The 22,528-nt window shown below is 44.1% G+C and carries 21 protein-coding genes, 2 tRNA genes and 1 other annotated feature; of the genes, 10 read left to right on the top strand and 13 right to left on the bottom strand.

Annotated features, from left to right (window positions below; translation table 11 throughout):
• Positions 1–7: 7 nt before the first annotated feature.
• Positions 8–454 (bottom strand): YhcN/YlaJ family sporulation lipoprotein, encoded by a 447-nt coding sequence (locus P855_RS0115950; protein ID WP_028784508.1) that lies wholly within the window; start codon positions 452–454, stop codon positions 8–10.
• A gap of 72 nt (positions 455–526) precedes the next feature.
• On the bottom strand, positions 527–733 hold the full coding sequence (locus tag P855_RS0115945) for a DUF1657 domain-containing protein (protein ID WP_028784507.1): 207 nt from the start codon (positions 731–733) through the stop codon (positions 527–529).
• Between the two features lie 242 nt (positions 734–975).
• Here P855_RS0115945 and P855_RS0115940 point away from each other — a divergent pair, with 242 nt between their 5' ends.
• Entirely contained in the window at positions 976–1,236 is a 261-nt protein-coding gene (locus tag P855_RS0115940; protein ID WP_028784506.1) for a 2Fe-2S iron-sulfur cluster-binding protein, read from the top strand.
• Between the two features lie 55 nt (positions 1,237–1,291).
• Here the strand turns inward: P855_RS0115940 and P855_RS0115935 are convergent, their stop codons facing one another.
• Complete coding sequence (locus P855_RS0115935) at positions 1,292–1,873, bottom strand: cell wall hydrolase (RefSeq protein ID WP_037986138.1); 582 nt, start codon at positions 1,871–1,873, stop codon at positions 1,292–1,294.
• Between the two features lie 169 nt (positions 1,874–2,042).
• On the opposite strand from P855_RS0115935, the gene P855_RS0115925 reads away from it, so the two are divergent.
• From P855_RS0115925 to P855_RS0115910, 4 genes are read left to right on the top strand one after another with little or no spacing between them, the layout of a single operon-like run.
• A complete protein-coding gene (locus P855_RS0115925) occupies positions 2,043–3,215 on the top strand; it encodes an LL-diaminopimelate aminotransferase (RefSeq protein ID WP_028784504.1) in 1,173 nt (390 codons plus the stop codon).
• Between the two features lie 3 nt (positions 3,216–3,218).
• Positions 3,219–4,880 carry a thiamine pyrophosphate-dependent enzyme gene (locus P855_RS0115920; protein WP_028784503.1) on the top strand — a complete coding sequence of 554 codons (1,662 nt, stop codon included), beginning with the start codon at positions 3,219–3,221 and terminating at the stop codon, positions 4,878–4,880.
• A 33-nt stretch (positions 4,881–4,913) separates the two neighbouring features.
• Positions 4,914–6,410: an aldehyde dehydrogenase family protein gene (locus P855_RS0115915; protein ID WP_028784502.1), complete on the top strand. Its 1,497-nt coding sequence runs from the start codon at positions 4,914–4,916 to the stop codon at positions 6,408–6,410.
• A gap of 32 nt (positions 6,411–6,442) precedes the next feature.
• Positions 6,443–7,606, top strand: coding sequence for a saccharopine dehydrogenase family protein (locus P855_RS0115910; RefSeq protein WP_028784501.1), 1,164 nt, complete (start codon positions 6,443–6,445; stop codon positions 7,604–7,606).
• Positions 7,607–7,874: 268 nt separating this feature from the next.
• Here P855_RS0115910 and P855_RS0115905 read toward each other — a convergent pair whose 3' ends face one another.
• Genes P855_RS0115905 through P855_RS0115895 form a run of 3 tightly spaced genes read right to left on the bottom strand, consistent with a single transcriptional unit; the run spans position 7,875 to position 11,711 of the window.
• Positions 7,875–9,329 (bottom strand): NAD-dependent succinate-semialdehyde dehydrogenase, encoded by a 1,455-nt coding sequence (locus tag P855_RS0115905; protein WP_028784500.1) that lies wholly within the window; start codon positions 9,327–9,329, stop codon positions 7,875–7,877.
• Between the two features lie 11 nt (positions 9,330–9,340).
• Complete coding sequence (locus P855_RS0115900; protein WP_028784499.1) at positions 9,341–10,543, bottom strand: acyl-CoA dehydrogenase family protein; 1,203 nt, start codon at positions 10,541–10,543, stop codon at positions 9,341–9,343.
• Between the two features lie 25 nt (positions 10,544–10,568).
• Positions 10,569–11,711 (bottom strand): CaiB/BaiF CoA transferase family protein, encoded by a 1,143-nt coding sequence (locus P855_RS0115895; RefSeq protein WP_028784498.1) that lies wholly within the window; start codon positions 11,709–11,711, stop codon positions 10,569–10,571.
• Positions 11,712–11,956: 245 nt separating this feature from the next.
• Here P855_RS0115895 and P855_RS0115890 point away from each other — a divergent pair, with 245 nt between their 5' ends.
• Together P855_RS0115890 and P855_RS22295 are read left to right on the top strand one after the other, a co-directional pair.
• Positions 11,957–12,925 (top strand): bile acid:sodium symporter family protein, encoded by a 969-nt coding sequence (locus P855_RS0115890; protein ID WP_028784497.1) that lies wholly within the window; start codon positions 11,957–11,959, stop codon positions 12,923–12,925.
• Positions 12,926–12,995: 70 nt separating this feature from the next.
• Positions 12,996–13,142, top strand: a complete 147-nt coding sequence (locus tag P855_RS22295) for a hypothetical protein (RefSeq protein ID WP_161628827.1) — start codon at positions 12,996–12,998, stop codon at positions 13,140–13,142.
• 64 nt (positions 13,143–13,206) lie between these two features.
• Here P855_RS22295 and P855_RS0115880 read toward each other — a convergent pair.
• Positions 13,207–13,279: transfer RNA gene (locus tag P855_RS0115880), tRNA-Arg, on the bottom strand.
• A gap of 175 nt (positions 13,280–13,454) precedes the next feature.
• On the opposite strand from P855_RS0115880, the gene P855_RS0115875 reads away from it, so the two are divergent.
• Positions 13,455–14,096, top strand: a complete 642-nt coding sequence (locus P855_RS0115875; protein WP_028784496.1) for a deoxynucleoside kinase — start codon at positions 13,455–13,457, stop codon at positions 14,094–14,096.
• On the top strand, positions 14,093–14,779 hold the full coding sequence (locus P855_RS0115870) for a deoxynucleoside kinase (protein WP_028784495.1): 687 nt from the start codon (positions 14,093–14,095) through the stop codon (positions 14,777–14,779). The genes P855_RS0115875 and P855_RS0115870 overlap by 4 nt, the downstream gene beginning before the upstream one ends.
• Before the next feature lie 116 nt (positions 14,780–14,895).
• Here the strand turns inward: P855_RS0115870 and P855_RS0115865 are convergent.
• The 6 genes from P855_RS0115865 to guaB form a co-directional block, all read right to left on the bottom strand.
• A tRNA-Ser gene (locus tag P855_RS0115865) sits at positions 14,896–14,988 on the bottom strand.
• A 291-nt stretch (positions 14,989–15,279) separates the two neighbouring features.
• Positions 15,280–16,554, bottom strand: a complete 1,275-nt coding sequence (gene serS / locus P855_RS0115860; RefSeq protein ID WP_028784494.1) for a serine--tRNA ligase — start codon at positions 16,552–16,554, stop codon at positions 15,280–15,282.
• A 59-nt stretch (positions 16,555–16,613) separates the two neighbouring features.
• Positions 16,614–16,832: a binding site (T-box leader), on the bottom strand.
• Between the two features lie 38 nt (positions 16,833–16,870).
• Positions 16,871–17,461: a pyridoxal 5'-phosphate synthase glutaminase subunit PdxT gene (gene pdxT, locus P855_RS0115855; protein ID WP_028784493.1), complete on the bottom strand. Its 591-nt coding sequence runs from the start codon at positions 17,459–17,461 to the stop codon at positions 16,871–16,873.
• Positions 17,462–17,477: 16 nt separating this feature from the next.
• Complete coding sequence (gene pdxS, locus P855_RS0115850; RefSeq protein WP_028784492.1) at positions 17,478–18,362, bottom strand: pyridoxal 5'-phosphate synthase lyase subunit PdxS; 885 nt, start codon at positions 18,360–18,362, stop codon at positions 17,478–17,480.
• Between the two features lie 115 nt (positions 18,363–18,477).
• Entirely contained in the window at positions 18,478–19,809 is a 1,332-nt protein-coding gene (locus P855_RS0115845; RefSeq protein ID WP_028784491.1) for a D-alanyl-D-alanine carboxypeptidase family protein, read from the bottom strand.
• 106 nt (positions 19,810–19,915) lie between these two features.
• The gene (gene guaB / locus P855_RS0115840; protein WP_028784490.1) at positions 19,916–21,385 is read right to left on the bottom strand and encodes an IMP dehydrogenase; all 1,470 of its coding nucleotides are present in this window, start codon (positions 21,383–21,385) and stop codon (positions 19,916–19,918) included.
• A 174-nt stretch (positions 21,386–21,559) separates the two neighbouring features.
• On the opposite strand from guaB, the gene P855_RS0115835 reads away from it, so the two are divergent.
• Complete coding sequence (locus tag P855_RS0115835) at positions 21,560–22,519, top strand: YaaC family protein (RefSeq protein ID WP_028784489.1); 960 nt, start codon at positions 21,560–21,562, stop codon at positions 22,517–22,519.
• Positions 22,520–22,528 lie beyond the last annotated feature (9 nt).

Here is a 22,528-nt window from a genome sequence, read left to right as displayed (position 1 = left end):
ACCTACTTTAAGTTTTTTCTTTGGAGAGCTTAATTAGGCTGTCTATCTCCATCGACAATTTTTTCTTGTCGACTTTCCCTTCTGCAATCCGTTTTTTTAGCTTCATCACTTCCAGATGGATTTTTTTATCGAGGGATAACGTAATAGTATAATCGGAAAACTGCTCTTTTGCCTGATTGGTCAGCTTTTTCTCTATTTTTTTCATTTGAAAGCGTTCATTATGGGGCACCTGTGCAGCGATGAGTAATTGCTTATCATCATTGACTGCCTGAACATCCGTCAAATTGTTCTCGTTTCTCAACGCCTGGTCTGCCTGCTCAGAAATATGCTGATTTAATGCAGCTTTATTAGACATCTGCATAGGCTTTTCGATATTTTTTCCCTGACCATTACCGCCAGCCTGACAGCCGGTAATAAATGTAGTAATAAGTAATACAGCAAGTAATTTTTTCATAGCCCTTTCACCACCTCAAAAAACGGTTGTTTGCAGAATAAGGTTAGCCCTCCGCTAACCTCATTCTGCCTGTTATTGCTGTTTGTATTGAGGTTCTTCCTGCTCAATTTCTGTGACACGAGGTTCGACACTGTCGATGATTGCCTGTGTTTGTTGAGCTGCCTGCTGATAAAGTTGTTTTGCCTGCTGGTTCTCTGTGCCAAGCGCGAATGTTTCAAAGTTCGCCTGTGCACTTTTCAACCCGGCAACTGTTTGTTTTACATCGTTGATTACTGTCATTTTTCTCGCTCCTTACCTTTTTTACAAAGGTTATTTTTTACGTGAATGTAACAATTATGTTTACCTATTTTTTCTTAATTATGAAGGAAGAATGAAAAGAATCTGATTAACTGAAGATGATTAATTGCCGGGAGTGCTGAGGAAATAACTTAAACGGAAACTTGTGTCGAAAGACAGGAAACCATACAATAAGCATTAGGAATTTTTAAACTCTGGACATAAGACAAAGGGGAGAAGACATCATGGAAACAATTCAAGTTAAACAAAATGGAGAAGCTTATTCGATTGAACCAGTCAAAGGAAAATCACTGTTAGCCACAGCGTTTGAACAACAAATTCCTCTGGATTATAAATGTCAAAAAGGGAACTGTACGCGCTGCAAGGTGGAACTCCTTAGTGGACAGGAGATCGTGAATAAGCCGACTCCAAAAGAATACGAGCAAATCGAAACGGAATTAGCGCACGGCTACCGCTTATCCTGCCAGACTGTGCCCTTAAAATAGTTTCTATCATTTAAAAAAGCTATCGCATCCTGGATGCGATAGCTTTTTTTCCATATTAGCGGGCGAATACGTGATTTCCGATAATGGTAGTCACTTCTTGTTGATTTAAGAAAGCATTATCAGCCTTGTCTGGATTGAAAAAGTACAAGGAACCTTTACCGAGCCCATGATGTGCGATAGCTTCATTGACTGCCTGCTTTGATTCTTCACTTGCCGGCTGGTTGATGGTACCGTTCAAAACAGGTGAGAACTGATAGCCATCATAGATAACCTCTTTGATGCTGTCAGGGAACTTATTGCTGTCCACACGGTTAAGGACAACAGCAGCTACTGCTACTTTCCCTTCATAAGATTCCCCTTTTGCCTCAGCTTCTACCAGTCTGGCAAGCACATCTTTTTCAGCTTCTGTAGCAGTAACAGGAATAGTCAGCTGCTCCCCTGGATGGATGTTGTTATTATTTTTATCATTTGCCTGTTTGATATCAATGACGGAAGCGCCATATTTCTGTCCAATTTTATATAGAGACTCGTCATTTTTGACAGTATGAACTTGCCCGCCCGCTGCATAGGCAGAAGTTGCAGTTGTCAAAGCCATAATGACTGTCAGAGATGAAACGATAATTTTCCTGATATTCATATCAAAACCTCCTTGAATTTCATCCACTTCAATCTAACACGCTCAACCCTTTCCTTCATTATATAAATGTTTCCTCTTTTTCCATCCAACGATCTCCCAGATTCAAACATAAATAGGACATCCCCCCTCATATAATGAACTATATTTGATTGTCAAAGGGGAGGATGATTTGCCGCCAATAGCTGATCGTGTCACTAGTTTACCTCCATATTTATTCTCTATCTTCCAACAAAAGAAAAGGGAGTTAGAAGCCAAAGGAGTCGATGTGATTGATTTAGGTATCGGAGCACCAGACTTACCGACCCCTTCTTTCATTATCGACAGACTGGCTGCCGAGGTGCAGAAACCGGAAAACCATCTCTACTCCTCCTACAATGGATGCCGGGAATTCCGGCAGGCCGTCGCAGATTTTTATAAAAAGACCTATCAGGTCGAGCTGGATCCCGAAGCAGAGGTACTGGCGTTAATTGGTTCAAAGGAAGGTATTGCCCATATGGCCATGACCGTATTGAATCCAGGGGACACCGCCCTCATTCCGGATCCAGGCTACCCTGTTTATCGTTCTGCTGTCCATTTAGCAGGCGGCAAACCGGCTTATCTGCCGCTTGACGCTGATAATGGTTACCAGCCTGCATTCCATAAGGTTGCTGAAGATACTTGGGATGCTGCCACCATGATGTTCTTGAACTACCCGGGCAACCCGACAGCAGCCACCGTAGATGATTCAACATTTGACCAGGCAATCTCTTTGGCCAGGAAACATAAACTTGCCTTACTTCATGATGCGGCGTACAGCGCGGTGACCTTCGGTGGTTATCAGGCACCAAGTATACTGCAAAGCGATGGAGCGAAAGAGGTAGCAGTAGAATTCGGTTCCTTATCCAAAAGTTTTAATATGACTGGCTGGCGAATCGGCTATGCCGTCGGTAATAAAGAGCTTATCAAGGGTCTCTCGATTGTTAAAAGCAATACCGACACCAGTCAGTTCCTTCCGGTTCAAAAAGCTGGAGCGACTGCACTTCGCAGTGATTTTTCTGCTGTAAAAAGGAATGTCGCTATTTATGAAAAGCGAATGACGATTATGCTTGATGCGTTGCGAAGTCTTGGAATTGAGGTGTCCAAGCCCCGGGGGACATTTTTTATTTGGGCGCCAGTGCCAAGTGGTTTCACCTCTGCCAGCTTTGCAGAAAAGGTGCTGGAAGAAGCAGGAGTCATCATCACACCTGGAATCGCCTTCGGCCCCTCAGGAGATGATTATTTCCGGGTTTCGTTATCGGTTGATACGAAACGGCTGCAGGAAGCAGCCGCCCGAATGAAAGTATGGAATTCCAAGGAGAGTTGAACCATGAAACCATCAAACCAATCCGCTTTGATGACTGGTGCCAAAGGAGTTGTCACCTGTTTAAAAATTGAAGGAATCACGAAGGTGTTTTGTGTACCAGGTGAAAGTTATCTGCCTGTGTTAGATGAGATTTATGAAGAGCCGAGCATAGATTTGATATCGGCTCGCCATGAGGGCGGCGCTTCCTTCATGGCGGAAGGATATGCCAAAGCCAGTGGCAAACCCGGGGTCGTCATGGCGACTCGGGGGGTTGGAGCAGCCAATTTATCCATCGGTGTGCATACTGCTTATCAGGATTCCACTCCCATGGTTGTATTTTTAGGACAAGTAGACAGCAAATTTTTAGGAAGGGAAGGTTTCCAGGAAGTCGACCTTGTCCAATTCTTTAAACCTATCACCAAATGGGCCGTGGAAATCAATCAGGCTGACCGGGTGCCGGAGTTGATTCAGCGGGCTTTCCGAATTGCTCAAACCGGGAGACCCGGGCCGGTTGTCGTGTCTCTTCCGGAAGACATGCTGCGGACAAAGAAAAACATGCAGTTCGGTCCTCCTGTGATGAAGCCGAAACCAGCTCCTTCTCCAAAAGAAACGGAAGCCTTTATGGAATACCTTCAGCAATCGAAAAAACCGCTGATTATCGCAGGCGGCGGAGTAAAACATGCGGGGGCAGAAGAAAAACTGCTGGCGTTTGCTGAAAAAAATAAGCTTCCTGTGTTATCTGCTTTTCGCAGACAGGATGTATTTCCCAATGACCACCCTTTGTATGTAGGTCACCTCGGTTTAGGGACAAACCCAAGGGTTTTGGAAACGGTCAGACAAGCAGACGTGATCATGGCATTCGGAACTCGTCTATCGGAAGTGACTACCCAGGATTATTCCATTATTTCACCTGCTCAGACATTGGTTCATATCGATATTACGCCTTCTGTTCTAGGTAAATCATTTGCTCCTGACCTTGGTATTGTCGCTGACTTGAAGGAAGCTCTGCATAGTTTATTACAACAGCAGGAGACGAATCCTGGCTGGGTGGACTGGATACGGGAAAGAAGGCAGTGTTACGAGGCTGCTACCCATATGCAATTAGATAACAGCACAACGATCACCAACAATCAGGTCATTACCTGTATGCAGGAACTGCTGCCCGCAAATACGGTCATCACGAATGATGCCGGAAACTTTGCAGGCTGGCTCCACTCCTACTATCAATTCAAGTACAAACAGACCTATGTAGGACCAACTTCCGGTGCGATGGGATATGGTATGCCCGCGGCATTAGGCGTCAAGCTCGCCTGTCCGGAAAAAACGGTCGTTTCTTTATCAGGAGATGGCGGGTTCATGATGACGATACAGGAACTGGAAACAGCAGTACGTTATCACATCCCCATCATCAGTATTGTTTTCAATAACCAAATGTATGGCACCATTCGGATGCATCAGGAAATTCACTTCCCCCGTCGTGTATCTGGAACTGATTTAGGATCCGTGCAATTTTCCCAGATTGCAAAAAGCGTGGAAGCCGATGGTTTTTTTGTGAATAGTATCAAGGATTTTAAATATGTCTTAAGTAAGGCAGTTAAAAATGACCGCCCTACTGTCATTGAAGTGCCGATGGATCAGAATCAAATTTCAGCTAAGCGGTCAATCGAAGATTTAAGAAAACACTAAACCAGCTAATTATTTATAGGGAGGGTTTCGATCATGGTCGATATCGAAAAAAAACTGGTCAATTATATTGATGGAGAATGGGTGCTTCCAGACAGGAACAATTATACGTCTGTTGTAAACCCCGCGACAGGACAAACCATTACCAAAGTACCGTTATCATCGGAGAATGATGTAAGAGCAGCTGTTAAATCTGCCAAACAAGCACAAAAAAGCTGGGCGCTGGTACCAGCTCCGCAACGAGCAGAACTATTATACCGTGTTGGCAGCATGATGAAAGACAGAAAAGAACACCTGGCCAAACTACTGACCATGGAAAATGGCAAGGTCCTTGAAGAAGCGCGCGGAGAAGTCCAGGAAGGCATTGATATGGCCTTTTATATGGCTGGTGAAGGACGGCGCCTATTTGGACAAACTACCCCATCCGAGCTGAAAAATAAATTCGCGATGAGCGTTCGTGCTCCTGTTGGCGTTGTCGGCATCATTACCCCATGGAATTTCCCCATTGCCATTGCAACATGGAAATCATTTCCTGCTATTGTGGCAGGAAACGCGGTCATCTGGAAACCGGCTACCGAAACACCAATCATGGCCTATGAGCTTGCCAAAATCTTTGAAGAAGCCGGGCTGCCTAATGGGGTGTTGAACGTCGTATTCGGATCGGGATCGGATGTCGGGGAAGCAATGGTAGCTGATGATGATATTCGGGTCATTTCTTTTACGGGGTCCAATGAAACCGGTCGTAATATTGCCGGCAAATGCGGGATGAAGTTAAAGAAGGTTTCTTTGGAGATGGGTGGAAAAAATGCGGTCATCGTTATGGATGATGCCGATTTGTCGTTAGCTGTGGAAGGGATTTTATGGAGTGCTTTCGGGACTAGCGGGCAACGTTGTACTGCCTGCAGCCGGGTAATTGTCCATAAAGATGTGAAAGAGGAACTGACAGAGCGGCTTCTGACAGAAATGGAAAAACTTACGGTGGGAAATGGGCTGGATGAATCCATTAAAGTCGGTCCTATCATTAATCAGGGAGCACTCGAGAAAATCGACCGCTATGTACAACTCGGGAGACAGGAAGGAGCTATGCTGCTGGCCGGTGGTTATACCCTCCATGATGAAAAAGACAATAATGGCTATTATTACGCTCCTACCCTGTTTACCGATGTCGAGCGAACGATGCGGATTGCCAAAGAGGAAATCTTCGGTCCAGTCGTATCCTTGATTGAGGTGGATAGCTTAGAAGAAGCCATTGAAATAAATAATGAAGTTAGTTACGGATTATCGAGCTCGATTTTTACCCAGAACGTCAATCAGGTATTCGCAGCACAGCGTGATTTAGATACAGGCATAGTATATGTCAACGCAGGAACCATTGGTGCTGAAATCCACCTTCCATTCGGCGGAACAAAAGGAACCGGTAACGGCCACCGGGATTCGGGATTAGCAGCACTTGATGTATTCACAGAATGGAAAAGCGTGTATGTCGATTTCAGCGGAAAGTTACAGCGGGCACAGATCGACACAGAAGCATAGGGGATTTTCTAGCATGTGAAGGAGGTTTTCAAATGAAAGTAGCTGTATTAGGCTCTGGTTTGATGGGAAAGGAAGCCGCCCGTGACTTAGTGCAAAGTCCGGGAGTCACCAAAGTAGCGCTTGCGGATGTGGATTATCAGAAAGCGAAGCAGGCATGCAAACAATTGAACAGTACATTATTGGGGGCTGCTCAGCTTGATGCCAGCAATGAAACAGAACTAGGCAACTTTATTCGTGATTATGATGTAGTAATCAACGCACTTTTTTATTCCTTTAACGAAATTGTAGCAAAAAAAGCCATTGAAGCCGGTGTTCATTCTGTCGATTTAGGTGGCCATATCGGCCATATGACGGACAAAGTTTTACAACTGAAGGATCAGGCAAAAGCTGCTGGAGTAACCTTAATCCCGGACTTAGGCGTAGCCCCTGGCATGATAAATATTTTGTCAGGATATGGAGTAAGCAAACTGGATCAGGCAAAATCGATCAAGCTGTACGTCGGTGGCATACCTGTCCAAGCCGAACCTCCATTCGAATATAATCATGTATTTTCTATGGAGGGTGTCTTCGATCACTATACTGACCCTGCTTTGATTATTCGTAATGGCATGAAGCAGGAGATCCCATCATTATCAGAAATCGAAAGAATCTATTTTGAAAAATTCGGACCGTTAGAAGCCTTCCATACAGCAGGGGGTACATCGACGTTATCATATTCATATCCATACTTAGATACCTTAGAATATAAAACCATCCGCTACCCCGGCCATGCAGAAAAATTCGGTCTGCTGGTAGACTTGAATCTGACAAAAAACGATTATTATGTCGATGTCAACGGCAGTCAGGTCAGTCCAAGAGAAGTGCTATTAAAAGTACTGGATCCTATCGTAGATTTGAAAGATAAGGATGACGCAGTCCTTTTACGCGTCCTTGTTTCTGGTGATAAAAAAGGTAGATCAACCACCTATTCTTATGAAATGACTACATTTAAAGATCGTAAAAACAATGTCACTGCAATGGCCCGGGCTACAGCAAATTCGATATCCGTCGTCGCTCAAATGCTGGGTAAAGGGGTTATTGAAAAGCGGGGAGTCTATCCTCCGGAACAAATCGTCCCGGGAAATATTTATATTGATGAGATGGCAAAGCGCGGTGTGAACATACTGGAAAAGAAGCATGTGGAGGATGCAGAATAAAACAACTTAACAAGCAGCCAATCACCTATCCTGGTGGTTCGGCTGCTTGTTAAGTTGTTTGCTGTTGTTAAATATCTGAGTCGACTTTACAGAATTAACCACATTTTTTTACAGAACCTAGGTTTGTAAATACCGGTCTAATCATATTATTCGACAAAAACACTGCATATCGGACAAGCTGTTACCTAAATACGCTCTGAATTTTATTAGCGCTCCCTTCAGTTTAGTAAACTAAAAACCTCCGGTTAATACGGAGGTTCTTCAGCTTTCAGTTTTCAATTCCCATCGATATATATTTCAACTCTACGTATTCATGTATCCCATGGTGCCCGCCTTCTTTACCTATACCTGATTGTTTTATCCCTCCGAAAGGAGCTTCTGCTGCAGCAGGAAATACATCATTAATGCCGATAATCCCATAATCCAGCTTTTCAGCGACCCGGACGGATCTATCCAGGTTTTTTGTGAAAAAGTAAGCCGCAAGACCATATTCACTGTCATTGGCAGCTGTAATGGCTTCCTCTTCACTTGTAAATGACTGGAGAGGCAATATTGGTCCGAATGTTTCTTCTTTCATGACCAGCATATCGTTTCTCACATCAGAAAGTATGGTCGGTAAATAATAATGGCCTCTATTTGTGCCTTCCCAAATGTTTCCTCCACAAGCGATTTCTGCTCCTTTTGCTATCGCATCCTTTACCTGCTCATGTACTTTTTCAGTCGCTCCCTCATTGATCAAAGGTCCCATATCTACCTCGTCAGCCAGACCGTCTCCAAGCCTCATAGCTTCGACCTTTTCAACCAGTACCCTTTTAAAGTCATCCCAGATTTTGTCTTCCACATACACCCGATTTGCACAGATACAGGTCTGTCCACTGTTCCTGAACTTGCTTGCCAACGTCATTTCAGCAGCCTTTTCCAGATCAGCATCGGCAAAAATGATAATCGGGGCATGCCCGCCAAGCTCCAGAGACAATTTTTTCACCTGGTCAGCACTTTCACGCATTAAGTGTTTGCCAACTTCTGTAGATCCGGTGAATGTAATCAACCGGACAGCTTCATGATGCAATAGAGCATCACCGATTTTGGCAGAGTTACCGGTCACCAGATTAACCACACCGTCAGGGATTCCTGCCTTTTCCAGAATTTTTACGATTTCGATTGCAGTCAATGGAGTTTCAGAAGCCGGCTTCAATACAACGGTACATCCTGCTGCCAAAGCTGGTGCAACTTTCCGGGTGATCATTGATGCGGGAAAGTTCCATGGAGTGATAGCCCCCACGACCCCTACAGGCTGTGGAATGACGGACAGTCGTTTCGATTCGATGGAAGATGGTATCCACTCTCCATATAGGCGATTCGCTTCTTCCGCATACCATAATAAAAAACTGGCAGCTGATCTGATTTCTCCCTTCGCTTCCCGCAATGGCTTCCCTTGTTCCATCGTTAGGATTGCCGCTATGCGATCCGCACTCTCTTCCATCATTTGATAGGCCCGGTATAAAATAGTGGAGCGTTTTCTGGGTGATAGTGATGCCCATCTTTCCTTAGCTTCACTGGCAGCTTCGATAGCAAGTCTCGTATCAACGTGATCACCATAAGATACATGGGTAAGGATATCCCAGGTGGCTGGATTACGTACTGGTGTTTTTTTTCGTGAAGCAGCGCTTTTCCACCTGCCATTGATATAAATACTAGGTAGATAATCTTCAAAAGTGACCAATTTCATTCCTCCTATTGTTCATCGGTTTCATACGGCCAGGCTGGCAGCATATGATCCAAAGGCTTATCCTTACGGTAACCGAGTACATATTGGGCTTGCATGATCGTATGGATTTCCCTGGTTCCTTCATAGATCACAGGTGCTTTCGAATTTCGCAGATGACGTTCGACTGGGTATTCATTTGAATATCCATAGGCTCCGTGAACCTGCACCGCGTCATCCGCAGCTTTATTGGCAAAATCACAGGCTTGCCACTTGGCAAGTGATGATTCTCTTGTGTTCCGCTTCCCTTGATTTTTCAACTCCCCTGCCCGGTATACGAGAAGACGGCTCATCTGCAGGCCCGCTTCCATATTGGCAACCATTTGTTGTACCAATTGATGTTCTCCAATTTCATGACCGAAGGTTTTACGTTCATGGCAATAATCGACACTGGCCTCCAGGCAGGCCATGATCAGCCCGCATGCTCCTGCCGCCACTGTAAAGCGTCCATTATCAAGAGCAGACATGGCTATTTTGAAACCATCTCCTTCTTTCCCAAGCAAGTTTTCTGCAGGAATCTTCATATCTTCAAAGAAAAGTTCACCTGTATTACCTGCACGTATTCCCAGCTTTCCTTTAGTAGCTTTTGATGAAAATCCTGGTGTGTTGCGTTCCACAATAAAAGCCGATATACCGTGATGCTTTTTACTTTTATCGGTATAGGCAAAAACAATAAAGTGATCGGCTGTATCGCATAGCGATATCCATGTTTTTTGCCCATTCAATATATAATGTTCGCCTTTATTGACGGCAGTTGTTTGAAGAGCCGCTACATCAGAACCTGCTCCCGGTTCTGTCAGGCCAAATGCCCCTATTTTCTCTCCTTTTGCTTGGGGGACCAGGTATTTTTGTTTTTGCGCTTCGGTCCCCCATTGCAGTAAAGTCAGACTATTCAAACCGATATGGACCGATACGGCTGTACGGAAAGCGGTATCTCCTCTCTCTAATTCTTCACAGACGATAGCGAGAGAATTATAGTCCATTCCACTACCACCATAGACTTCCGGAATACAGACCCCCATCAAACCTAAGTCCGACAATTTGGTTAAAATTCCAGGATCGAAACGTCCTTGTTCGTCCCATTCCTGCATGTACGGATTGATTTCCTTATCCACAAACTGACGTGTCATTTTACGTAATAATTGCTGCTCTTCGGTAAAGTCAAAATTCATACAATTATCCTCCAGTTTCCTTTTTTTACTCCTCATCATTAAAAAACTCCATTTGGTGCTCACCTGCTTCAGGGGGATAATACCGGTAGGAAACAGGCGTTCTGGACAATTTTAATGGGCTCCCGACAAGTTTTATCTTCCCGGCTTTTGGATGCTTCATAGAAAAGAACATATCCCTGGCTGCCAGTTGGGGATCATTAGCTAACACCTTAAGGTTTTGTATCGGACCGCATGGTATAAGAGCTTTATCCAACTGCTTTTTCCAATAGAAGGCAGTATGTTTCCGGAAGGCCTCCTGTAAAATATTGGTCAGTTCTTTCCGGTTTTCAACACGGAGCGGATTGGTAGAAAACCGGTCCTCCATAGCTACTTCAGGCAGTTCTAACAGATCGCATAACCGTTGGAATTGACGGTCATTCCCCACTGCCACAACCATGTCCCCATCTGCCGTATGGAAAGTTTGATAAGGAACAATATTGGCATGGTTATTACCTAAACGATTTGGTATCTTTCCTGACATCAGATAATTGCTGGCTATATTGACCAAAGAACTGACGGCGATGTCATATAAGGCTAGATCGACTTTTTGCCCTGAGCCAGAATGGTTTCTTTCCAATAAAGCAGCCTGGATACCGATACAAGCATAAAGTCCTGTCAATACATCGGTAATAGCTATCCCGACTTTTTGAGGTCCTGAGGTCTCATCCCCGGTAATGCTCATCAACCCACTCATGGCCTGGATGATAAAATCATAGCCAGGCAAATCCTTATATGGCCCTGTCTCCCCAAAACCAGTAATTCCACAATAGACAAGGCCGGGATTTACCTTATTCAAATCGTCATACCCCAGTCCCAGTCTCTCCATTGTCCCCGCTTTAAAATTATGGATGACCACATCAAAATCACGGACTAAGTCCATGATTTTCTGTTTATCTTCTTCACTTTTCAAATCAGCTGTGATACTTTTCTTATTTCGATTCGCACATAAATAATAAGCGCTGATGCCTTCTTGAAACGGCGGTCCCCATTTCCTTGTTTCATCACTGCCGCCGGGAGCTTCTACTTTTACAACCTCAGCACCCAGATCACCAAGGATCATCGTGCAATAAGGTCCAGCCAGAACTCTCGACAGATCGAGTACTTTGATACCGGATAGTGCGCCCTTCATTACTTCAATCACCTCACTTCTGAAAAAAACTGCGTGCTGTATGACGATGTGTTGTTTCTTGCACTTACTTAATAGATATGATTTTTCCCGGCAGAACATGTCCAAAAGAAGGTAGGAAAACCTTTATTCTATAGCTTTTATCAGAAAAAACATTAACGCTTTAAATTATTTACTTAAAAAAGGTTTAGATTTTTCAGATTATAGGGTATAATCAAAAATTAATTTATCAGAAGGAAGTGAGCGTATTGAAAGCTTTAGAAAAAGTCAGTGGTTTTATGGGGAGTACCTTCGCTGTCTGGGTGATACTATTTGCAATCCTATCTTTTCTTTATCCGCCAGCCTTCACCTGGATAGTCCCATACATCATGCCATTGTTAGGCATCATCATGTTTGGTATGGGATTGACGCTTTCCATGAACGATTTCAAGGAGGTCTTCAGGCGTCCTAAGGATGTTGCCATCGGTGTAGGAGCACAGTTTTTGATCATGCCGGTTTTGGCATTCATCCTTGCTCTAGCTCTACCGGTTTCACCACAGGTAGCCGCAGGAGTCATTCTCGTCGGTTGCTGCCCCGGGGGGACTTCTTCGAATGTGATGACCTATTTGTCAAAAGGAGATACGGCACTCTCGGTCGCCATTACATCTGTTTCAACCCTGCTTGCACCAATTTTCACACCCTTATTGGTATTATTGTTCGCCAGCAAATGGCTGCCTGTTTCGCCCGGGGCTCTATTTATGTCCATTGTAAAAATTGTTTTGATCCCAATTATTCTTGGCATTATTGTCAAAGCTTTACTCGGCAATAAGGTTGAAGGCGGAGTAAAAGCATTTCCATTGATCTCCGTTATTGCCATCGTAGCCATTGTTACCGCAGTTGTCGGTGCTAACCAGCAGCAAATTGCAACTACAGGAGCACTTATATTCGCGATTGTAGTCCTGCATAATGTGCTCGGTTATTTGATTGGGCTGGGGCTTGGAAAAATGTTAGGAATGGAACCTGCCAAACAACGTGCTGTCTCTATTGAAGTCGGTATGCAAAACTCCGGACTTGGGGCCACACTTGCAGCAGCTCATTTCAGTCCGTTAGCTGCTGTGCCTAGTGCAATCTTCAGCGTTTGGCATAATATTTCCGGCCCAATCATTGCAACGATTTACCGAAAACAGAAAGAACGAGCCCCTAAAAAATTGTCGCAAGAGAAATTCAGTGCCAGCTGATAGCGAGATGAGTACTTTCCAGCCCATTGCATAACCTAATTGCAACTTCACTTAGGAAAGAGGTTAAACGATGCTGGAAGAACAATTGAGAGGAATGGAAGAATATAATACTGCAGTCCTAAATGATCAAATGTTAAGAGAAGTCCAGGACCTGGAACAAAAATTGAAGGCCTATACTAATGAACCAGTCATTCTTATCGCTTACACACATCGATGAAAAATTGATACTGAGCAAAAAGCGCCGCATTCAAAATTGAATGCGGCGCTTTTTTCTGCAGAGACGCCCCCGGCAGGATTCGAACCTGCGGCACACGGTTTAGGAAACCGATGCTCTATCCCCTGAGCTACGGGGGCATGATGTTTTCAGGCACAAATAACATTATACAAAAGATCTCGTCATTTGAAAAGATTTCATGCTTCCTAATTCCGTCAATAACTGTCCATCCCTGCCATTTGTGTGGTAAAATATAAGCTGTCTGTCTGAACGTATCGAATTATGTCTCTTATTGTTGGGTAAGGAGGAGAAGAGATGGGACAACTGCCTTTTGTTGCTGTGGAAGGGCCGATTGGAGTCGGAAAAACATCACTGTCTAAAAAGATTGCCTCTCATTTTGATTTTCATTTATTACAGGAGATCGTAGAGGAGAATCCATTCTTAGGAAAGTTTTATGATGATATTGAAGAGTGGAGCTTTCAAACGGAAATGTTTTTTCTATGCAACCGGTTCAAGCAGCTTGAAGATATAGAAAAGAAATACTTACAGCGTAACAAGCCCGTAGTGGCTGATTACCATATTACCAAGAATATGATATTTGCACGTCGTACTTTGCAAAGTAAAAAATTTGAAAAGTACACACAGATTTATGATATTCTGACCAACGATATGCCACGTCCAAACATGATGGTTTATCTTGATGCAAGCCTTGATACACTTCTTGAGCGCATTCGTATGCGTAACCGTGGGGTAGAAGCGAATATTCAGCCTTCCTACCTGGAACAGCTGTCCCGCGATTATGAAGAATTCATGAATCATTTTGAAATGACCCATCCAGAGATTCCAGTCATTCGCATCGATGGTGACAAACTGGACTTTGTCAAACATCAGGATGATCTTCGCTATATTCTCGATCAGGTCGAACATCACCTATATAAAGGAGAAGTTATTACATGAACGCAAGAGAACGTCACGGCATCCCCCATGATAGTGTCATCACGATAGCTGGCACTGTCGGTGTCGGAAAGTCGACGATGACTAATGCACTGGCTAACGCTTTAAATTTCCGTACTTCTTTAGAAAAAGTGGAAACCAATCCTTATTTAGATAAATTCTACTATGATTTTGAACGATGGAGTTTCCATCTGCAGATATATTTTTTGGCCGAACGTTTCAAAGAGCAGAAGAAAATCTTTGAATATGGCGGCGGCTTCATCCAGGACCGTTCCATTTATGAAGATACAGGTATTTTCGCCCGCATGCATTATGAAAAAGGCACGATGTCTGAAACAGATTATGAAACTTATACCAATCTTTTTGATGCCATGGTGATGACGCCTTATTTTCCTCATCCAGACCTTTTGATTTATCTGGAAGGATCGTTTGAAGATATTTTAGAACGTATCCAGGACCGCGGGCGTCCAATGGAGCAGCAGACGCCTGTTTCTTACTGGGAAGAAATGTTCCAGCGTTATGAAAATTGGATCGATAACTTCAATTCCTGCCCAATCCTGCGGTTGAACATCGCAGACTATGATGTTATCAATGATGAAATCAGTATCGAGCCTGTCTTAGAAAAGATCGGCCATTTCATCAATCAGTCACGAAAATGGCGCTCCAGCCGTTTGTTGACGAAATAACGATTCAGAAAGCCCTTGATGGGCTTTCTTTTTTTGGGGAAAAGAAAAAAGCCGCTGCCCGTGGGCAGCGACTTTTTATATAATCTCCAAATTTTATGCGCTTTATTTGTAGAAAATGGCGGAGGAGGAGGGATTCGAACCCCCGCGGGGCGTAAACCCCCTGGCGGTTTTCAAGACCGCTCCCTTCAGCCGGACTTGGGTACTCCTCCGTCTTGTCCAACAAATAAAAATATATCATGCCCCTGATCCTACTGTCAACGTAAAAACCAAAAGATTAAATTTTGTGATAATTAAGCGATGAAAATAACTTTTTTTTGAACACACAGACGGGTAAACGGCCCCCTCAGGAAGAAAAGAATAACAAAAAGCTCATGGCCCAGCAAGAAGGAGTGTGTTCGTGTACGGAAAGGGAGTTACTTTCACCTTTCCTCTTTATCAACAAACAATCTTTTTACCATGAAAAACGAGCCTGAAAGAACCTCAGGCTCGTGCCTGTGCATTTATTTGATTACTTCTTTTCCACCCATATATGGACGAAGTACTTCGGGAACCATAATTGTTCCGTCTTCCTGCTGGTAATTTTCTAAAATGGCAGATACCGTCCGTCCGATTGCCAGTCCAGAACCATTCAGAGTATGAACGAATTCCGGTTTCCCTTTTGCTTCGCGACGGAAACGGATACCGGCGCGACGCGCCTGGAAGTCTTCAAAGTTAGAGCAGGAGCTGATTTCACGATAGGTATTATAGCTCGGCAGCCACACTTCGATATCATATTTCTTAGCCGCTGTGAAACCAAGATCACCTGTACACATGCTCATGACACGGTATGGCAGCTTCAATAACTGCAACACTTTTTCTGCATTGGCGGTGAGCTCTTCTAAAACCTCATAAGACTCTTCCGGTTTACAGAACTGTACAAGCTCCACTTTATTGAATTGATGCTGACGGATCAATCCCCGTGTATCTCTACCTGCAGATCCTGCCTCAGAACGGAAAGAAGCACTGAATGCGACATATTTCTTTGGCAGGTCTTCTGCATCCAGGATTTCTTCCCGGTGGTAGTTGGTTACCGGTACTTCTGCAGTCGGTACGAGGAAGTAATCCCAGTCTGCGATACGGAATGCATCTTCTTCGAATTTAGGCAGTTGACCTGTTCCTGTCATCGCTGTACGGTTGACCATATATGGCGGCAGCATCTCCTGGTAGCCATGTTCATCAGCATGTAGATCCATCATGAAGTTGAGTAACGCGCGTTCGAGCCGTGCACCAAGTCCTTTATAGAATACGAACCGGCTTCCTGTTGTCTTAGAGGCACGTTCGAAATCCAGGATGTCAAGCTCGGTGGCAAGATCCCAATGCGGCTTGGCTTCGAAGTCGAAATCCGGCATATCTCCCCATTTACGTGCTTCTAAATTGTCATCTTCATCTTCTCCGACCGGCACGCTTTCATGTGGAATGTTGGGGATGGACAATAGCATCGTTTCCAGCTGTTCTTCGACTTCTTTCAATTCGTTGTCGAGTTCCTTGACGCGGTCTCCAACCTCACGCATTTCCTTGATCATATGATCGGCATCTTTCTTTTCCCGCTTCAACACAGAGATTTCTTTAGATACTTCATTACGCTTTGCTTTTAATTCTTCCGTTTCTGCAATCAACTCGCGACGGCGGCTATCCAAATCACCGAACTTATCAAGGTCGGATAAATCTTCTCCGCGATTTTTCAGCTTGCTTTTTACTTCTTCAAAATTGCTACGTAAGTATTTCATGTCCAACATGGTAGTTTCCTCCTCATTTCATTAGTTTTATCCATTAAAAAAGCCCTCATCCCTATACATATAGGGACGAGAGCTTGTATTCCCGCGATACCACCCTGATTGGAGACAATCATGTCTCCCGGCTCATCTTCTATAACGGCGAACCACCGGATTTGCTTACTGATCCATTCAGCAAATCAGCTCAAGGATGGATTCACAAGCCCTTTACATCAGTTCACACCCGCCACTGACTCTCTTAAGAAAAGGTTCTTGTTACTAATTCCTGTCATCGCTTTGGAAATAGCTTTGTTGTTTATAAAGAATAGCGAATTTCATCTTAGGATGCAAGTGTTTTTTTGGATTCTTCGACCATCCCGACGAAATGAGCTGTCAATCGATGGTCATCCGTCAATTCCGGATGAAAAGCACAAGCCAGTAAATGACCTTGCTGTGCTAATACGACTTTGTCCTGATGGGTAGCAAGAACAGTTACTTCTGGTCCGACTTCGTGAATGTAAGGTGCACGGATGAATACAGCATTGTACCCTTCCGCTATACCTTTGATATCCAAATCGGTTTCAAAACTTTCACGCTGGCGGCCGAAAGCATTACGTTCCACTTTGATATCCATCAATCCAAGATGGACAATATCTGTACCCGCGATTTCCGAAGCAAGCAAAATCATTCCGGCGCACGTGCCGAAAACCGGTTTGCCTTGTTTTCCGAATTGACGTAATGGCTCAAGAAAATTATATTTATCGATCAGGCGGCGCATTGTAGTACTTTCCCCGCCTGGAATAATTAAACCGTCCAAATCGTCCAACTGTTCTACACGCTTTACAATGATGCCTTCAGCACCAGAAGCTTCAACAGAGCGGACATGTTCACGGAACGCTCCCTGAAGTCCTAATACACCGATTTTAATCATGCTGCATGTCTCCTTTTTATTCGCTGCGGTCTGCCATACGATCTGCTGGAGTCAATGTAGACATTTCAATACCAGCCATCGCTGTACCCAGATCTTTAGAGAGTTCGCCAATCAATTTATAGTCATCATAATGAGTAGTTGCTTCTACAATCGCACGGGCAAATTTTGCGGGGTTGTCAGATTTGAAGATACCGGAACCTACAAATACCCCGTCTGCTCCTAACTGCATCATCAAAGCAGCGTCAGAAGGCGTTGCTACTCCGCCTGCAGCAAAGTTCACGACTGGCAGACGTCCTTCTTCACGGATTTGCATCAGGATTTCGAACGGAGCACCATTTTCTTTTGCAAATACCATCACTTCATCTTCAGCTAATGATTGTAGGTGACGAATTTGAGATTGTACTTTACGGATATGGTTTACCGCTTCAACTACGTTACCTGTTCCTGGCTCCCCTTTTGTACGGAGCATTGAAGCACCTTCTCCGATACGGCGGGTCGCTTCTCCAAGATCGCGGCATCCGCATACGAAAGGTACGGTGAAATCTCTTTTATTGATATGGTAAATATCGTCTGCTGGAGTCAGAACTTCACTTTCATCAATATAGTCGACACCCATGGCCTCCAGTACCCGGGCTTCCACAATATGGCCGATACGGGCTTTAGCCATTACCGGAATAGACACAGCATTCAAAACTTCTTCCGTAATCGTCGGGTCTGCCATACGAGCAACCCCGCCTGCTGCACGGATATCAGATGGCACACGTTCCAGCGCCATTACTGCTACCGCACCGGCTTCCTCAGCAATTTTTGCTTGTTCGGCATTGACGACGTCCATAATGACGCCACCTTTTTGCATTTCAGCCATCCCGCGTTTTACTAAATCAGTACCTATTTTAGACATAATCATCTTCCTCCCATTTCTAGCATATATAATTAACTTCAACAAAAGTTTAATTCATTGACTATTTAATCATTATAACGCAACTCGACACAATTGCCTATACAGTTGGATTAAATCAGAACCAGCCTTTGACAGTATCGACGGCGCTGTTGAAAATATCACCGAAAAAGTCTCCGACAGCTCCAAGTGTCAGCATGAACCAGTTCGATTTTTCAACTGCAGCTGCCGCTACCAACGGAATACTTTTATCACTCTGCTGTCCATCAAGAATGTTCCCATAAGAGTTTTCACCACTATAGACAAGCTCGACGGTACCGACCTGCTCTCCCTTTTTGACAGGAGCAGTCAGTTTGCCATCATCGTTCAATTTGTCCTCCGAAATATTGTAGTTCAACGTATACTTATCTTTTTCGCCATTTTTGACCATAGCTTTTACTGCTTCGCCTGTTTCAATTCCTACCTGCTTTTCTTTTCCTTTAGCTACCGGAAGTTCTGCTTTTGCCTTTTTTTGATGACCAGCCGGGAATAGTTCCTTTTCTTCGAACTGTTGGAAACCATAATCAAGCAGATGACGTGTTTCTTCAAATCTCGCTTCTTTACTGGCTGTTTTCATAACTACGGAAATCAATCGGGTATCATCCTTTTTTGCGGTCCCGGTAAAACAATAACCCGCAAGGTCGGTGAAGCCTGTTTTCATTCCATCCATGCCTTTATAGCCATATTGAGAAAGATAACCTGGCATATTAGGCAGCATCCAGTTCCAGTTATGAATTTGCTGTCCATCAAATTCTGTTTCTGTAATACTTGAAATTTCCAGCGCTTCTGGATAGTCATTGACTAAATGATAAGCTAATAAAGCAGCATCCCGTGCTGAAAGTAAATTGTTGGCATCCGGCTTCGTACCTTCCGGGTAGTTATCTCCTAAACTACTATTAGGAAGGCCAGTGGAGTTGACAAACTGATAGTCTTTCAATCCCATTTCTTCTGCTTTTTTATTCATCATTTTCACAAATTCGCCTTCCGAACCGGCAATAAGTTCTGCCAGGGCGATTGTTGTCGCATTATCTGAATTGATGGCCATCGCTTCGTACAGTTCACGGACGGTATAATCTTTATTTTGCTTCAAGCCTACTCCAGAGAAAGTGGGATCAGCAGAAATGCTGTATGGATAATCACTGATACGGGTAGTTGTCTCCCACGTAATATCGCCTTTTTCTATCGCTTCAAACACAAGGTATTCTGTCATCATTTTTGTCATACTGGCTGGCGGTAAAGGTAGATCCGCTTGTTTTTCAAACAGGACCTGTCCGCTGTTTCCATCTACTAAAATAGCAGACTCTGCCTCAATATCGATTTGAGCATATGTAGTGTCAGGTTGTACAAACCCGATTAAGGTGATCATTACAGCCATCACTACCAGCCATGATGTTTTAAACTTTTGTTTCAACTTACTCGACCTCCACGGTATAAATTATGCATCTTTGTTATTTTATCACAGGAGTAATCAAAAAAATAGACAGGGAAAAGTCCCTGTCTACGAAAAAATATCTAGGTCAAATAGAGTAGTTAGGAGATTCTTTTGTAATCTGTACGTCATGAGGATGACTTTCCCGTAATCCTGCTCCAGTGATACGGATAAACCTGCCTTCCTCACGAAGAGCCGTCAGATCAGCAGTTCCGCAATACCCCATTCCGGAACGAAGTCCTCCGACCAGCTGATGCAGCGTGTCCGCCAAAGGTCCTTTATATGGTACACGACCTTCGATACCTTCTGGCACAAGCTTCTTCTTCTCTTCGGAATCCTGGAAATAGCGGTCTTTGGAACCGGCTTCCATTGCACCGACACTGCCCATTCCCCGGTATACTTTGAATTGTCGTCCCTGGAAAATCTCCGTTTCACCGGGACTTTCAGAAACACCGGCGAACATGCTGCCGATCATAACGGCATGCGCCCCTGCCGCTAATGCCTTTACGATATCTCCCGAATACTTGATTCCACCATCCGCAATAACCGGAACGTTATGCTTGTGCGCTTCTTCGGCACAATCATATACCGCTGTGATTTGCGGAACACCTACTCCCGCTACAACACGAGTAGTACAAATAGAACCAGGACCAATACCAACTTTGATGACATTCGCTCCTGCTTCAATCAACTCCCGGGTTGCATCTGCAGTAGCAACGTTTCCTGCAATAATATTGACATCCGGATGTTTCGACCTGATTCGCTCTACCTGCTCCAACACACCACGTGAATGACCATGAGCCGTATCAACCACCAGGGCATCGACCCCTGCTTCGACCAGTTTGTCCACTCTGGTAATCGCATCGGCTGTCACACCGACAGCAGCTGCTACGAGCAGCCTCCCCTGGTCGTCCTTGGCTGCATGAGGGAATTCGATTACTTTTTCAATATCTTTGATGGTAATCAAACCTTTAAGCACGTTATCGTCATCAACAAGCGGAAGCTTTTCAATCTTATACTGTTGCAAAATCCGTCCAGCTTCTTCCAAAGTTGTTCCTACCGGCGCTGTCACTAAATCCTCACGAGTCATCACTTCTGAAATAGCAATCGAGTAGTCATCAATGAAGCGAAGGTCGCGATTAGTAATGATTCCGACTAAACGCTGGCTCTCTTCACTGTCTACTATCGGGACGCCGGAAATACGGTATTTTCCCATCAGGTGTTCGGCATCGAATACCTGGTGTTCAGGTGTCAGATAAAATGGGTCGGTAATGACGCCACTTTCGGAACGTTTTACACGATCGACTCGCTCGGCCTGTGCTTCAATCGACATATTTTTGTGGACGACACCCAGTCCTCCGTGACGGGCCATCGCAATCGCCATTTTGGCCTCCGTAACCGTATCCATTCCGGCGCTCAGGACAGGGACTTTCAATTTCAATGTCGGTGACAATTCCGTTGCTACTGATACATCCCTTGGCAAAACCTCTGATTTTGCCGGTAGTAACAAGACATCATCAAACGTCAAACCTTCCTTGGCAAACTTATCCTCACGCATACTCGATCCTCTCCTTTTTTTCCGTAAAAATAGTTTGGGTGAAAATGGGTTAAGCTAGTGGTAGTGGTGGTTGGTAATTACTTATTGTTAATTACAATACGCCAACATGTTAGCTTTTTCAACAGTAAATTGATGGATGCTTCATCCAGTCTGACAAGAGAGGAGGCAAGGGATTTGATACAGAATAATCAGTCTTTTTTGACATATTTGCAAGCTGTTCCTAACACACGTAATTATCTTACGGATTGTTACGAGAAACAGGGCGTCACCGATGCAAAAACAAAGGCTTATGGTAACAGTGAACGTTTCTGCTATTTCCTTGAACATGGAAGGAATTTTTTAGCTACGGGGAGAACATCACCTTTGACTGTCCAGCCTATGCTTTTATTTTATGGGCTCGGGCATTTATTAAAGGCCTGCCTTCTAGTCAAAGACCCGGATTATCCTTCTACCTCCAAAGTATTGGCTCATGGTTTAACGACCAGAAAACGAAAAAAACAGAATTACTCATTTATCCAGGATGAAGTGAAAATTCAACCACAAGGGTTGTTTTCTTATGCTTGTGAACGCCTTTTTAACTGTTCCCCATTCCAAAGCGACAAAGCAAGCATGGAAAAGCTTTTGCAGTTGCTGCCGGATATGCAGGAAATCTACCAATGGAACGATAAACAGCCATTGTGTAAAGTTGCTGGTTTGGGGGATACGAAAATCACGCTTCCTTTAAATCAGCTTTTTGATCATCAACTGACAGAGCGTAAGTTGAAGCAGCGTTTTTCCAAATTTCCAGTTACCTCATGGAAACAGAAAAAAGATAGGCTGCATATTGAAATGGAGCAACCCTTCACTCCTTATTTATCTCACCCATTCTATTATTCAAGTACACAAAAATCCTTTTATACTTCCTATGCGAGAGATACGCTGGATCATCTGCCAGAAATGATGATTCATTACATCCTGCTCTATAATCTCAGTATGATTTGTCGTTACGAGGTGGAGTGGTGGATGGATTTACACCATATTCGCGATACATCTGATTATGCTTTTCTTACTCATTTTATCGCGCTCACCAGTGAAGAGTCGGAAAGAATGGTCCAGCACTGGCTGCTTGATCAAAAAAAATCCGGACAAACATAGGTGTCCGGG

Source organism: Thalassobacillus devorans MSP14 (genome assembly GCF_000496835.1).
Classification (GTDB): domain Bacteria; phylum Bacillota; class Bacilli; order Bacillales; family Halobacillaceae; genus Thalassobacillus; species Thalassobacillus devorans_B.
This window is presented reverse-complemented; position numbering and strand designations above follow the sequence as displayed.

What these genes read in the sequence shown, in the direction of transcription:
- P855_RS22295 (WP_161628827.1), top strand. Translation starts at nt 12,996, where the DNA reads ATGCTGGAAGAACAATTGAGAGGAATGGAAGAATATAATACTGCAGTC.
- pdxT (WP_028784493.1), bottom strand. Translation starts at nt 17,461, where the DNA reads ATGATTAAAATCGGTGTATTAGGACTTCAGGGAGCGTTCCGTGAACAT.
- guaB (WP_028784490.1), bottom strand. Translation starts at nt 21,385, where the DNA reads ATGCGTGAGGATAAGTTTGCCAAGGAAGGTTTGACGTTTGATGATGTC.
- P855_RS0115935 (WP_037986138.1), bottom strand. Translation starts at nt 1,873, where the DNA reads ATGAATATCAGGAAAATTATCGTTTCATCTCTGACAGTCATTATGGCT.
- serS (WP_028784494.1), bottom strand. Translation starts at nt 16,554, where the DNA reads ATGTTGGACATGAAATACTTACGTAGCAATTTTGAAGAAGTAAAAAGC.
- pdxS (WP_028784492.1), bottom strand. Translation starts at nt 18,362, where the DNA reads ATGTCTAAAATAGGTACTGATTTAGTAAAACGCGGGATGGCTGAAATG.
- P855_RS0115895 (WP_028784498.1), bottom strand. Translation starts at nt 11,711, where the DNA reads ATGAAGGGCGCACTATCCGGTATCAAAGTACTCGATCTGTCGAGAGTT.
- P855_RS0115910 (WP_028784501.1), top strand. Translation starts at nt 6,443, where the DNA reads ATGAAAGTAGCTGTATTAGGCTCTGGTTTGATGGGAAAGGAAGCCGCC.
- P855_RS0115915 (WP_028784502.1), top strand. Translation starts at nt 4,914, where the DNA reads ATGGTCGATATCGAAAAAAAACTGGTCAATTATATTGATGGAGAATGG.
- P855_RS0115875 (WP_028784496.1), top strand. Translation starts at nt 13,455, where the DNA reads ATGGGACAACTGCCTTTTGTTGCTGTGGAAGGGCCGATTGGAGTCGGA.
- P855_RS0115945 (WP_028784507.1), bottom strand. Translation starts at nt 733, where the DNA reads ATGACAGTAATCAACGATGTAAAACAAACAGTTGCCGGGTTGAAAAGT.
- P855_RS0115950 (WP_028784508.1), bottom strand. Translation starts at nt 454, where the DNA reads ATGAAAAAATTACTTGCTGTATTACTTATTACTACATTTATTACCGGC.
- P855_RS0115920 (WP_028784503.1), top strand. Translation starts at nt 3,219, where the DNA reads ATGAAACCATCAAACCAATCCGCTTTGATGACTGGTGCCAAAGGAGTT.
- P855_RS0115870 (WP_028784495.1), top strand. Translation starts at nt 14,093, where the DNA reads ATGAACGCAAGAGAACGTCACGGCATCCCCCATGATAGTGTCATCACG.
- P855_RS0115940 (WP_028784506.1), top strand. Translation starts at nt 976, where the DNA reads ATGGAAACAATTCAAGTTAAACAAAATGGAGAAGCTTATTCGATTGAA.
- P855_RS0115900 (WP_028784499.1), bottom strand. Translation starts at nt 10,543, where the DNA reads ATGAATTTTGACTTTACCGAAGAGCAGCAATTATTACGTAAAATGACA.